At 32.7% G+C, this 13,778-nt stretch carries 11 protein-coding genes and 1 pseudogene; 9 read left to right on the top strand and 3 right to left on the bottom strand.

What is annotated here, in order from left to right; all coding sequences use genetic code 11:
• The first annotated feature begins 422 nt into the window (after positions 1–422).
• Both P3F56_RS08025 and P3F56_RS08020 read left to right on the top strand, forming a co-directional pair.
• A complete protein-coding gene (locus P3F56_RS08025; protein ID WP_281152362.1) occupies positions 423–581 on the top strand; it encodes a hypothetical protein in 159 nt (52 codons plus the stop codon).
• Between the two features lie 290 nt (positions 582–871).
• Positions 872–2,608 carry an Rqc2 family fibronectin-binding protein gene (locus P3F56_RS08020; protein WP_281152361.1) on the top strand — a complete coding sequence of 579 codons (1,737 nt, stop codon included), beginning with the start codon at positions 872–874 and terminating at the stop codon, positions 2,606–2,608.
• A 746-nt stretch (positions 2,609–3,354) separates the two neighbouring features.
• Here the strand turns inward: P3F56_RS08020 and P3F56_RS08015 are convergent.
• On the bottom strand, positions 3,355–3,927 hold the full coding sequence (locus P3F56_RS08015; RefSeq protein WP_281152360.1) for a peroxiredoxin: 573 nt from the start codon (positions 3,925–3,927) through the stop codon (positions 3,355–3,357).
• Positions 3,928–4,120: 193 nt separating this feature from the next.
• On the opposite strand from P3F56_RS08015, the gene P3F56_RS08010 reads away from it, so the two are divergent.
• Positions 4,121–4,537, top strand: a complete 417-nt coding sequence (locus tag P3F56_RS08010; protein WP_281152359.1) for a Fur family transcriptional regulator — start codon at positions 4,121–4,123, stop codon at positions 4,535–4,537.
• Between the two features lie 774 nt (positions 4,538–5,311).
• On the opposite strand, the gene P3F56_RS08005 is transcribed toward P3F56_RS08010, so the two are convergent.
• Complete coding sequence (locus tag P3F56_RS08005) at positions 5,312–5,446, bottom strand: hypothetical protein (RefSeq protein ID WP_281152358.1); 135 nt, start codon at positions 5,444–5,446, stop codon at positions 5,312–5,314.
• Positions 5,447–5,563: 117 nt separating this feature from the next.
• On the opposite strand from P3F56_RS08005, the pseudogene P3F56_RS10570 reads away from it, so the two are divergent.
• From P3F56_RS10570 to P3F56_RS07980, 6 genes and pseudogenes are all read left to right on the top strand, one after another.
• Positions 5,564–5,653 (top strand): annotated as a pseudogene (locus P3F56_RS10570) (pentapeptide repeat-containing protein); the annotation flags it as partial.
• Positions 5,642–5,857, top strand: a complete 216-nt coding sequence (locus P3F56_RS08000; protein ID WP_405054787.1) for a pentapeptide repeat-containing protein — start codon at positions 5,642–5,644, stop codon at positions 5,855–5,857. The pseudogene P3F56_RS10570 and the gene P3F56_RS08000, both read left to right, overlap by 12 nt.
• A gap of 39 nt (positions 5,858–5,896) precedes the next feature.
• Positions 5,897–5,995, top strand: a complete 99-nt coding sequence (locus P3F56_RS07995; protein ID WP_342637186.1) for a pentapeptide repeat-containing protein — start codon at positions 5,897–5,899, stop codon at positions 5,993–5,995.
• Between the two features lie 1,068 nt (positions 5,996–7,063).
• Positions 7,064–8,896 carry an ABC transporter ATP-binding protein gene (locus tag P3F56_RS07990; RefSeq protein ID WP_281152357.1) on the top strand — a complete coding sequence of 611 codons (1,833 nt, stop codon included), beginning with the start codon at positions 7,064–7,066 and terminating at the stop codon, positions 8,894–8,896.
• Positions 8,897–9,522: 626 nt separating this feature from the next.
• Positions 9,523–11,793 (top strand): heavy metal translocating P-type ATPase, encoded by a 2,271-nt coding sequence (locus P3F56_RS07985; protein WP_281152356.1) that lies wholly within the window; start codon positions 9,523–9,525, stop codon positions 11,791–11,793.
• Positions 11,794–11,883: 90 nt separating this feature from the next.
• The gene (locus P3F56_RS07980) at positions 11,884–12,129 is read left to right on the top strand and encodes a hypothetical protein (protein WP_281152355.1); all 246 of its coding nucleotides are present in this window, start codon (positions 11,884–11,886) and stop codon (positions 12,127–12,129) included.
• 1,043 nt (positions 12,130–13,172) lie between these two features.
• Here the strand turns inward: P3F56_RS07980 and P3F56_RS07975 are convergent.
• Positions 13,173–13,775: a DUF4340 domain-containing protein gene (locus P3F56_RS07975; protein ID WP_281152354.1), complete on the bottom strand. Its 603-nt coding sequence runs from the start codon at positions 13,773–13,775 to the stop codon at positions 13,173–13,175.
• Positions 13,776–13,778 lie beyond the last annotated feature (3 nt).

Here is a 13,778-nt window from a genome sequence, read left to right as displayed (position 1 = left end):
CAAGATGCCTTTTAGGGATAAAGGGGATCACTGTAAAAGTTTTTGCTAATGCTACCAATGTGAGGATCATTGAGATGATTAACTATTGGTTTAAGAAAACTTAAGACTTGAGACTTATTGCTATTGATAGTATAACTCCACGAAAATATGTATAAGTTTGACGGAATTTTTTAAAATGGTTGTTATTCTTGATATCTCAGTCAAGAGATAACAGAGCTGAGTTTTAACTGAAACAGTAACTATCAACAATCAAAACTTTAATTTTTTTAAAAAAATCAGGACGTAAAGCTAGCCTACTCTTTGCTCCCAAATTGAGAGAATATTTTTTATGTAAATTAAGTACAGGCAATTAGTCCGACAAAAATCGAGATTGTGTGTGACCGAACACAGTTCAAATACCTCAACTTAGGAATAGAACAACAATGCTGTTCAAATCTTTGATAGAAGTCAGTCATCTACATCACAAAACGCCTCGCCAAGACCAGGACGAGATTCTACATCCATGGCACAAAACTTCAAGAAATACTGTTTTCAATATGGAGTCTAGAGTCGTTGCTTCCGTTTCTCTCTATAAATCTTAGTTAAACTCACGTTGCAAACATAGAGAATTCAATAACACTTAGCCGTTAATTTTTCAGTAAGAGTTGCGATAACCATCTTCTGTTTTGACTACTCTTTTCGCCCTATCAGTTTTTTGCCCGTTATTTTTTTTACTCGTTATTCTTAACGACCGCTTTATATTTTTATAGGTTGTATATTATAAGTTTATCTTGTCAATACATAACTTTTAGGTTTTTTGTAGTTGGGGTAAATTAAAAAATTCGAGACAATGGGAACTTGAGCAATTATTTATTTTTGTCGTTGAGACACTATGCAATCTTTTGATGTAACAACCCTAACCGCCGTTTGTCAAGAACTCCAAACCCATTGGATACCCTCTCGTCTTGAACAAGTTTATCAACGTGACCGTCACACTATTTCTCTTGCCCTACGAACTTTCGAAAAACGTAGTTGGTTAACTATTTCTTGGCATCCTCAGGCTGCTAGACTTTGTATTGGTGATCCTCCGCCTCATACTCCTGATACCTTTACTTTTAGCGATCAACTACGCCATCAACTCAATGGATACGCCCTAACTTCTCTAGAAATGATTGCCCCCTGGGAAAGAGTTGTTAATTTACAATTTGCCAAACGCCCTGGCGAGTCCCCTATCTGGCATTTATTTTTAGAAATTATGGGTAAATACAGTAACGTTATCCTTACCGACGCTAAACAACAGATTATTACCGTTGGGCATCAAGTAACTGCTAATCAATCAAGTGTGCGTACTGTTGAAACCGGACAACCTTACGAATTTCCCCCTACTTTAACAGGAACTTTACCCAGATTAGATGAACCTTACAAATGTTGGCAAGAAAGAATTAGTCTCATTCCTAAGACATTAAAAAAGCAAATGTTGAATAGTTATCGCGGGCTAAGTCCGGTAGTTGCTCATTCGATAATTCAAACAGCCAATTTAGACCCCAAACAGTCAACGGATACTCTAAAATTATCCGACTGGAATCGATTATTTTGTTTGTGGCAAACCTGGCTAACTATTTTAGTTACAGCAGATTTTAAACCTGGATGGACTGAGGAAGGTTATACCGTTTTAGGATGGGGAATCGTAAAACCTGCTTCTGAGATACAAACCCTAATTAATCAATACTATCAAGATCAAACTAATTATCAATCTTTTCAACAACTACGTCATCAACTGTTGCAAAAACTCAGTTCTCTTCTTAAAAAACTGCGAGTTAAAGCATCTAACTTTATTCAAAAACTACAACAATCTACCGAAGCTAGTCAATATCGTCAACAAGCAGATTTATTGATGGCGTATTCGCATTTATGGCAACCAGGAATGAAGTCTATTTTTTTAAAAAACTTTGAAACCGAAAAAACGATTGAAATTAACCTAAACCCTACAAAAAACGCTGTCCAAAACGCCCAATATCTCTATAAACAACATCAAAAACTCAAACGGGCTCGTAGTGCTGTCGAACCCTTATTAACTGAGGTTAAAGGGGAAATCGACTACTTAGAGCAAGTCGAAGAAAGTTTGAATCAATTAGATACCTATGACTCTCCTCAAGATTTGCAAACTCTCGAGGAAATTCGAGAGGAACTCATTCAACAAAATTACCTGAAATCTTCTACTCAAAGTAATTCTAGTCATTTAGATGAATCTCAGCCTTATCAATACATCACCCCATCAGGGTTAGAAGTCTGGGTAGGTCGTAATAACCGACAAAATGATCGCTTAACTTTTTGTACTGCAGGAGATTACGATTTATGGTTTCATACGCAAGAGAGTGCCGGAAGTCACGTTTTATTGCGCTTAGAACCAGGGCAAACACCTAATGAACTAGACTTACAATGTGCCGCAGATTGGGCTGCTTATTACAGTCGTGCTAGATTTAGTGAGCATGTCCCTATTGTTTATACCGAACCTAAATATGTTTACAAGCCTAAAGGATCTAAACCAGGAATGGTGATCTATAAGCGGGAAAAATTACTATGGGGACAACCGCATAAAACGCAGATTTATCTAAAAAATCAGGGGTAGGCAAAAAATCAATTATTTCTACAAATAATGAAATAACAGTATTTAATCTTACAATCCTTCCACGGTTAGTCGAGTTGACGTCTTGATAACACACAACTATTATTCAACCAAAATTTCCGAAAGGATCAACAATAAGACTATTTAGAGCTACCAGTGATTGCGGTCACTGGTTTTCTGTTTAATTAACTTTTTAATCAACATTTCCCTCGACAACATTCATTAAACTGATTAGTTTTTATTTATTTAACTGATCAGTCTCGACTTATTAAATTAGTCAGTTTTGTACTCAAACATCAGAGTTCAGTTCCAACAAGGATTAGACTCAAGAAAAAAAATTATTTTGGGCTAGGGAACTAATATTTTTACAGTAGGGGTATAGTATTTATGGAACTACAGATTACCATTGATGTACTCAGGGTTAATAAGGCTCATGTCAAGGTATTCAAGCCATAAAAGCCACTTCTTTTTATTTCTGACGTGAACACTCACTCTACAAAGGTTAACTAAAGCACTCAAAGCCAATAAAGATCAAGGTTTTAGGGATTAGAAAAGGTAAATTAGCATCTACTTCAAAGATGTACCATGAATAAGCAGTTAAACTACCTATATAACAGAACTGAATTCCGTGACAGCGCTGGAGAGGACTGAGAAGCCTACTCCAGTTTTTTATTTTTTTCGAAAATAGGGGCGAATAGTTATTCCCCCCTACTTATGGATTTTATACAAATTTTAGGTTTGATTATTGATTAACCAACAAATGCTTTACGCGGTTCAGAAACACCCTTAGATTTTGTTCCTTTAAGATAAGCTAACATGGTGTCAGCGTCAGATACTTCAAAGGGATCAGTAGGACAATTATCGGAGAATTGAGGTTCTACGAAGATTTTTTCAATCTTGCAGTCGTTAACCATCATGGAATAACGCCAGGAACGCATTCCGAACCCCAGGTTAGACTTATCAACTAACATTCCCATTTTACGGGTAAATTCTCCGTTACCGTCGGGAAGTAAAAATACGTTGGCAGCACCTTGTTGTTTGCCCCATTGGAACATAACAAAAGCATCATTAACGGACAGACAAATGACTTGATCTACTCCTTGTGCTTTGAACTCCTCGTATAACTCTTCATAGCGAGGTAAATGGTTAGATGAACAAGTGGGAGTAAATGCTCCCGGTAAAGAGAAAACAACGACTTTCTTACCGGCGAAGATCTCTTTGGTGGTTAGATCTTGCCAACGGTAAGGGTTGGGGCCAGAAACAGACTCATCACGGATGCGAGTCTTAAAGACAGCATGGGGAACTTTTTCGATGACAGCCATGTTTTTTGTTGCCTCATTTTATTAGATAGTGTAATTGTATACAGTTTTTGCTGTAACTTCGTATAAGAATAATTCTTATATAAGAATTTGTCAAGAGTTATAACAATTTATATTTGAGAAAAAGTTACTATATAAAGTTGACGCTACAATGGGAATCGTTACAATCTGGGTAAATTAAAGTCTCAAAACAAAAATGGGTGTTCACAAAAGTGAAATTGTGACAATCTTAAAATCAAAAGGATTGAGGATAACACCTCAACGCTTTGCCGTCTATGTCAATTTGCGATCACGTGGAGATCATCCTACAGCCGAACAGATTTTGACGGATCTTAATAGGGAGATTTTTACCTCTTCTCAAGCGACAGTTTATAGTGCTTTGCAGACCCTAAGAGAAGTCAATTTGATTCGAGAAGTCTTGTTACAAGAGGGAGTCTCTCGATATGATGCAAATGTTTCTCCTCATCATCATTTCCATTGTCGGCAATGTGAGAAAATAGAAGACGTCGACTGGTATGCTTTCCAATCCATTAATCTAAATTCTCTTCGTGCCGGTTTAACCGTAGACAGTTACGAAATTACGGTTCAGGGATTATGTGAAAACTGTCAGTAAATAAAGTTAATTGTCCGTTCGGAGAAGTTAACATACCAAGACCGGTATTAAAGGGTGTATTAGCCTAGCGCTAATACACCCTTTAATTATTCCAAGATGTACGTAAGCTAAAGTATTAAATAAAACATAGAATCGAACAATTTAATTTTTGAAATGTTTCTAATACTTGTATTTTCCAAAACTCTTTAGCTTTTCAGATAGCCCATATTGTAAGTTCATCTGTCAACGCTTAACTCCTGAGACCGTTAAAGTGCAAATGTAGATTTCACCATTTTTTGTAATGTTTAATACAAATATTTAAGTTATTAATTAACTTCTGAATGATTTTCCCGTAACAAACTTATCTTTTTTTCACCTTGATGATTTACCTTCTTTATAATTATCCTTTGCATTGTAATGAAAGTTTGATAAGGTTGTCAGACAAGACTTTTATGATGGTTGCGATCATCTGAGCCAAAAACTGATTTTCCGATGTCGGTGGAATGACATCCTGGAGCTTCCAGGGTTAACCCTGATTCTTATTTCTCTAAATTAGCAAAATTAATTGACACAAACTTGATTCTTAAGAAAAGTTTGGTATTTCTTTAGAAAGACTGCGAGGAGAAGTAAAAATTATGATTAATCTCCCCTAGGAAACAGCGAGCACTATAAAAATTAGAGTGTATAATCTTTCAATTCATTAAGTTTTTCTACCAAGGTTTCATTAGCAAATATAGTGTTTGCCAGAGTCAGTGAGCTTGTATAAGGTGAAAAACTTTAACTTGATCCTTTCGTCTAGGATTCTATTCCTTGATAAGCTAACTGTAATGTAGAGTTAACAGAGGAATGGTGTTCATCACAGACGTGGGACACCTTGCCTTGCTGTAACAAGGCAACAAAAAATAGTGAACATGGCGGCAAAACAATCAAACAATTGTCCCTAATCTTGGAGAAATTAATTTAAAGGGTGGAGATTTACAATAAACATATCTTTTAGGTGTTAATTTAAGTCTCTCATACCTCTAAAAGACTAAACTTAATTACGCTAATCTGGAAAAGTCTGGATTAGCTAATGTTAACTTTATTGAATCTGATCTTAGTTATGTCAACTTATCTCAAGCTAATCTGATCGAAGCTAATTTACGCCAGGGGAATTTAATTAGGGCTAATCTATCTCAACCAAATTTAATTGGGACATCTCTACGAAATGTCTATCTAAGAGGAACTAATTTTAGCCGAGCGCGACTCAACCAAACTAATCTAAGTGAAGCTGATGGAGTTAATGCTAACTTTTATGAAGCAGATCTCAGTCAAGGGACTTTATACGGAGTAAAGTTATAAGGAGCGTATTTTTATCGAGCAAATTTGTTTTAAGCACAACTGATTCAAGCTTATTTATGTAATTCCTATTTATTAAAAGCTCCTCTACGAGGGGCTATTTTCAAGGGAGCTAAATTAGATAACACTTCTTTAAAATAAGTTAAATTTTTAAAGAAAATTTAATAGATACTACAAATAGTCTTATAAGTTAATTATCTATGCATAACTAATTGTATTTTTTCAATCAAATTCAAGAAAAAATACTTACTGTCAGTCGTTATTTTTTGTGTTATTAATTTAGTTACTTATCAGCTGATTAACGTAAGAACAAACTTTAATTTCTACTATCCATTAAACTTATTTTTAAAATGTTTTAGTAGTAAATATTTTTTGTATTTTATTTTTGTTAGTTTTGATCTATGAAAATAGTTACAAGTTAATTATCTCGGATAAAAATATCTTGATAAGATTACTAAAATTGCTTAAAAAATAAAATTTAATTAGTGCATTATCCTATGTTTAAATTCAGCTGATAATGTTTTTATGCTTAAAATAATTTAGAATTTTAAAGTTTATTTTTTTATATTTTTTACTTTAATAAAATTAAATTTTTACTTTTTATAGAAGCTATGCTATCTTTACTCTTGAATTTTTAATGACATTTTTCCATAAAAATATATTAAACATAATAGTAACAATAAAAATTATTGGTAGCAATTATATTGGCTATTATTAGCACAGTATTAATTACTCTTAAGCTTGATAGAGTAATATTTTTTATTAAAAACTTGTACTTCCTCTATGGCGATGGATATTTATAGAGAAATTATTTTCTTAAAAAATCAATCATATTAGTTTACAGAGTAACTCGTATTTTTAGCTATTTTGTTTTTTTTGTTTTTATAATGACTGCTAATTTTTTTCTTAAGAAGATTTTTAATGCAGTTCAATACATTACAATAATATAATTACTATTTATTTTTTAATAAAAATGTATTTAAACTAAAAAATCTAGTCTTTTAAGATTTTAAAAAAGTTGATGATGAAAATTATTTATATTTCAAGCGATAACTACTAATCATTAATTTATTAGTAAATTTATTCCTCATAAAATAGTATTTTACTAACTGATATACCTGTTTTTTTATAGATACATCCTACTTGAGATAAAAGACATAAACTAAAAGCGTGTGTTACCTTAATCATAAACTCCTAACTATTAATTCTATGGCTGTTTTCTCACCTATAGGTCAACAAAAAAACTTGAACCGTCTCAATAATAATAGAATACTTGTCCTGAGACTAGTTCCTTATCTTCGTCGCCATATCTATTTATTGTCACTGGCGATGGGGCTACTTATACCATTGGCTACTGCCGGAGCGATACAACCTTTAATTATCGGACAGGCCGTTTCTCTTTTACGTCAGGAGTCTGCATGGAGGTTTTTAAGAACCCTTTCTATAGAACAAGGCATAATATGGCTGAGTATACTATTATCAATCACGGTTATTATCCGTGTTTGTTGCGCTTCTTTTCAAGGATACCTTGTTCAAAAAATTGGTCAAATAATTACTGCAGACATACGTAAAGACTTGTTTACACATGTTACCTCATTAGAAATGAGTTTCTTTAATCGTACCCCAGTAGGACGCTTGGTAACACGATTAACCAGTGATGTTGAAGCATTAGGAGACGTATTTTCTAGTGGTGCAATTGGTGTTTTAAGTGATGGTGTTTATATTTTCGTAATTATTATCACAATGATTACAGTACAAGTAAAATTAGCATTAATGTTAGTTTTAATGATGATTCCTGTTACTGGATTAATCATCTATTTCCAAAGTCAATATCGGAAGGCAAATTACAAAGTAAGAGAGGAACTTTCTAAACTAAATTCTATTTTACAGGAAAATATAGCTGGAATCGACGTTGTTCAATTGTTTCGTAGAGAACTTTTTAATTCAGAATTATTTCGTTCTGCTAATGAACGATATCGTAAGGCAGTTGATAAAACAATTTTTTATGACTCGGCTGTTTCTGCAACCTCAGAATGGATTAGTTTAGTAGCGATCGCAGGAGTTTTATGGTTAGGAGGAGTTTTTATTGTCGATGAAGTGATTACCTTTGGTACTTTATCTGCATTCATTCTTTATGCACAACGTTTGTTTAATCCTTTGCGTCAACTAGTTGATAAGCTAACTATATTTCAAGCTGGATTTACAGCCATAGAACGTATTAGTGAGTTGATGAATGAACCCATTGAAATTATTGAACTTGAAGATAAAATCCATTCTTTATCAAGTTTTCATCAACGGAGTACAAGTGGCGAAATTTGTTTTGAAAATGTTTGGTTTGGTTATAACAAAGATGAGTATGTTCTCAAAAATTTAGATTTTACAATTCATGCAGGGGAAAAAATTGCATTTGTCGGTCCTACTGGAGCTGGAAAAAGTTCTATTATTCGTTTACTATGTCGTCTCTATGATCCCATTCAAGGAAGAATTCTTATTGATGGCGTAGATCTTCGAGAGATTTCTAAAACCGAACTACGTCAATATATTGGTGTCATCTTACAAGAAAGTTTTCTTTTTGCAGGGGACGTTATGCGTAACATTGTTTTAGGAGAAGATTATTGTTTTGAACAGGTGCAAAAAGCAGCTAACATAACTAATATCGAGCAATTTATTAACGAACTTCCTCAAGGCTATAAAACTCAAGTTCGGGAAAGAGGAGCAAATTTGTCTGGAGGACAAAAACAATTATTAGCATTTGCTAGAGTTGCTATTCGTAATCCTCGCATTTTGGTTTTAGATGAAGCTACTTCTAGTTTGGATGTGAAAACAGAGGCATTAATTCAAGATGCGTTAGATCATTTATTAAATCAGAGAACTGCCGTTATTATCGCTCATCGACTTTCAACTATTAGGGATGTAAATCGTATTTTTGTATTAAAAAAAGGTGAGTTACTTGAATCAGGAAATCATCAAGAATTATTAAAAAAAGGCGGATTATATAATGATTTATACAAGTTGCAAATGATGAAAGATAAAAATAGTTAATAGTTATTATTGTAGTTTTAAGGTGTAATTGCTTTATACAATTTAGCTATCTTTAACTAATTTAAGTAAGAAAGAATTATTCTAAACTCTTAGCTTCTGAATTTTTAATTTAATAGAAAATCTACACCAATCAGTAAAAAAATATTCGCTATACTTACCATTATCAATGCAGCACTTTATCTCAAAATTAGTGAATTCGCCCAACAAACAGGTATTTTCTACAGGAAATTTGTGCTATTACAGCGACTTAAGCCTTCTTGAACCCGTAAAAAGAGGTGAAAATGGCTATTATAATTACATTATAGAAGTGAATTAACAGGTTGAATTTGTGAAAAAGCCCAATTTCTTAGCTTTATACTCAAAGAAATCAAGTAAATTTTCGGTATACAAGATACGTAAAAATACCTTGTGATTTAGTACAAGGTTTACTAGATAGTAAAATAAAGGAACCAGTGATGAACATTAAGCAAATGACCCTTTTAAAAACTGAATTAGAGCGATATAAAACTGACTGGATAACTTTTTTATCCTTGGTCTAATTCGCCAAAATTTTCCCTTTAATTTCGATTAAATCGTCAAATATCAAACATCAATACTTTCTAGAAAAATCTAAAGCTATAATTCGAATGGAAACTTGTCATTTAAAACTACAAGGAATGAGTTGTGCCGGTTGTGCTTCTGCGATTGAAAAAGTCATTCAAGAAGTAGAGGGAGTCACTCTAGGAAACGTTAATTTTGCAATCTCTCGAGCAACTGTAACCTATGATCCGACAAAGACTAATTTATCAGTTATTCAACAAGCAGTAAGAAACGCGGGTTATGATGCTTATCCTCTTTTAGAAAAAACGGACGAAGAAGATTTAGAAAAAATAACGACAGTAGCACAACAACAAGAATTAATCCGTAAATTTGTTGTCGGTTCTATTATTAGTATCTTATTAATCATCGGGGGTCTCCCGATGATGACAGGATTAGAAATAACTTGGATTCCTCCTTTTTTACATAATTTCTTAGTCCAATTTTTATTAGCAACTCCAGTTATTTTTTGGGTAGGTAAAGACTTTTTCGTCGGGGCTTGGAAGTCCTTTAAATTTCATTCTGCTAATATGGATACCCTAGTTTCTTTAGGTACTGGAGTTGCCTATTTATACTCTTTATTTATAACTGTGTTTCCAAATATTTTTAAATCTCATGGCATTGCTACAGGAGTTTATTATGAAACCGTTTCTGTAGTTATCACCCTAGTGTTATTAGGAAAACTTTTAGAACAGAGAGCTAAAGGAAAAACCTCAGAAGCGATACAGAAATTAATAGGCTTACAAGCAAAAACAGCCAGAGTAATTTGTAATCAACAAGAAATAGATATTCCCATTGAACAAGTAGTTGTGAACGATGTTATTTTAGTACGTCCTGGAGAAAAAATTCCTGTTGATGGTGAGGTGGTTGAGGGAGAATCTTCCATTGATGAATCAATGATAACAGGAGAACCTATCCCTGTTAAGAAAAAAGCAGGAGATCAGGTGATTGGGGCAACCATTAATAAGACAGGAAGTTTCAAATTTAAAGTAACAAAAGTAGGAAAAGATGCAATGTTGGCACAGATTGTTAAGTTGGTACAAGATGCTCAAGGAAGTAAAGCTCCAATTCAACAATTAGCTGATCAGGTAACCAGATGGTTTGTCCCAGGAGTGATTGCCGTTGCCATTGCGACATTTGTCATTTGGTTTAATACAATGGGGAACGTTACCCTAGCCATGATTACAACAGTGGGAGTTTTAATTATTGCTTGTCCCTGTGCTTTGGGTTTAGCAACACCTACATCCATCATGGTTGGAACAGGAAAAGGAGCAGAAAATGGTATTCTAATTAAAGGGGCGGATAGTTTAGAATTAGCCCATAAATTAAACACTATTGTTCTTGATAAAACAGGAACAATCACTCAAGGAAAACCCAGTGTTACTAACTATATTACTGTTAATGGTGTGGCTAATAGTAATGAACTAGAACTCTTAAAACTTGGGGCTGCTCTAGAAAAAAAATCTGAACATCCTTTAGCCGAAGCAGTGATTAATTACGCTCAATCTCAACAAGTAAAGATCCCGTTCCCTGAAGTTAGAAATTTTGAAGCTGTTGCCGGAATGGGAGTTCAGGGGAAAGTTTTGGGGAAACTAGTACAAATTGGTACACAAAGATGGATGGATATGTTAAATATTAATACTCAATCTTTGGATGCCACCCGTCAACAATGGGAAAGTGAAGCCAAAACAACTGTTTTAATAGCTGTAGATGGACAAATTGAGGGACTAATTGGTATTGCAGACGCAACTAAACCTTCGTCATTAGAGGCTGTTAAATCCTTGCAAAAAATGGGTTTGGAAGTAGTGATGTTAACAGGAGACAATCAGAAAACGGCAGAAGCCATAGCTTCCGAAGTAGGTATTCAAAGAGTTTTCGCCCAAGTACGTCCTGATCAAAAAGCTAGTATCATTGAACAAATTCAACAAGAAAAAAATAGCCGTAAACAACAACCGAAAATTGTAGCAATGGTTGGGGATGGGATTAATGATGCACCTGCTTTAGCAAAAGCTAATGTGGGAATAGCGCTGGGGACAGGAACAGATGTGGCAATGGCTGCCAGTGATTTAACATTAATTTCTGGGGATTTACGGGGTATTGTCACAGCAATTCAACTGAGTCATGCCACCATGAGGAACATCAAAGAAAATCTCTTTTTTGCATACATTTATAACAGTCTTGGTATTCCTATCGCTGCCGGGATTTTATATCCTTTTTGTGGTTGGCTATTGAATCCTATGATTGCAGGAGCGGCAATGGCTTTTAGTTCTTTTTCTGTAGTAACAAATGCTTTAAGATTACGAAACTTTAATCCAAAATAACTCATTAAAGTGAGATAGTCATTTTAAATTCAGTTTAAACTCCAGTTCTTTACTTAATTTATGTACTTGATCTTAACAAGGAGTCTCTTAATGAACAAGATAAAAGTAACTTTTTTTGCCCTAATAGGTCTTAGTTTAGTATTAGGAAATATTTCTGTTTCTTACGCTAAGATAAAACCTAGAGAAACCAATAGTCAATTTTATCGTCTCGAACAACCCTTGCCATTAAAGATCCTAGTAACATTGGGGGGAATAGGATTAATTGGAACAGAAGTTTGGTGGTTTTTATTCAGTAGAACAAAGCCTTTTAAAAAAAATATTAATAAACATACTTAAGAAGTTGTAGTCAAGGTTAATTTATGACTTTTTATAAACCTATCGAACTTACTTTATTTAGAAGTAAGTTCGATAGGTTTATAAAATTGAGACACTAAGTGAGTGAGCTTAAATCAATGTAGACCAAAAAAGTAGTTGAAAAAGAGCAAGCACTAGATATCAGCCCGCCTGAAAATTCATCTAATAGAATTAGAGGAGCCAGATTTATAAAAGTTAATAGATGTTCCAAAAAATATTCTCCAGAACAAGAATAAGAGCAAAAATTTTATGTTTAAATAGAAGAGCATTACAAGGTTTAAAAAAATCAAACTAAGTAACAGGACCGTAAAATACAATTATAGAAACGGTTTATAGATAAATATTTATTGTAGAAGAAAAGTTTAGTTAAAATTTAAGATAAACAGGCAGATAAGGATTATACATATATTTTCCTGATTTTTAACTTAATACCAAATCTAATAAAAGAGAAATTATTTTAAATAAGATCTAATGCAATCAATAGAAAAATAACCGAAAATTAATATAATTTAACCAAGGTAGTCAAATAAAGTTTTTCTCGAAATAGTTAGTATAAAAAACATCATTTCAAGTAAAATAGAGCTAGGTTTATTTACTTAAATACAGAAATAAAAAATGATTTATATCTTTAGTATTTTTAAATTTAACTAATTACTTTTGTTGAAAAATAATAATATTTTATTTTTTTTATAAATGGGTATAATTATTTTTTATTTAATTTAATAGTTGTTTAGAATGATATTTACTATTCTAGGTTAATTAGAATTTATTAATTTTTTATTCGTACTGTATTCCATTACTCCAAAAAATTAATTACTATAAAAATAGGTTGTTGAAATTATGGCAAGCTTGTAAAGCAAAACTTTTAGCTTTTTGTTCTTTGTCTACAAAATATTTGTTTTTAATTAACTCTTAAACTTACAGTAACTTTTTAGTCCTAGTAAAAGGATATTTTTTAAAGTGTTTAACTATTTTAATAGTTTATTTTAAAGCCTTTTATTCTCTAAACTTAATTGACTATTTTTTTAGTTTATCTCAGTATTTTCTGATCTTTTTGATGATTCATTGTCATTTATTTCCAACCATTCATCTATTTTTCTGTCAATTGCATATTGATAGTTTTTAGAAACTAAACTAATAATTAACTCTGCTGTATCTTGATTATCAGAATCTATTTTAGCATATAAAAAACTATCACTAAAATCAGAATTTCCTAAAACTATCTGATGTTTACTCCCATCATTTAGTATTACTTCTATAGTTGCTAATGGCTTATTCAGACCATAATCTTTTTGTTGACTAGTGGAAATTGTAAAACGGCGTTCACTTTCTCCAGTAACTAATAGATTAATTAAAAACGAAATAGTAGCATCGTTAGCAGTCTTTTGTTTAGGTTGAGTCATTTTCCAAAACTTTTTATCATCTTCAGTTCGTTGGAATTTTAAAGTATTTTGTTCAGTTTTAATAGTGATATTTTTTATGTCTTCTTCGGTGAAATCAAACAATTCATTATTGTTTGATTTAATTTGTGATTGTTGTTTTTGAAATTTAATTTCATAAATATATACCGCAGTGCATAAAAAGACAGCAGCGCTCAATAAACCCCAAGTTCTTTTCTGTAACTTCATAAA

The organism is cyanobacterium endosymbiont of Epithemia clementina EcSB (assembly GCF_029919255.1).
In the GTDB taxonomy this organism is placed as follows: domain Bacteria; phylum Cyanobacteriota; class Cyanobacteriia; order Cyanobacteriales; family Microcystaceae; genus Rippkaea.
The sequence above is the reverse complement of the archived record's forward strand: the minus strand, read 5'-3'. Positions and strand labels throughout refer to the sequence as shown.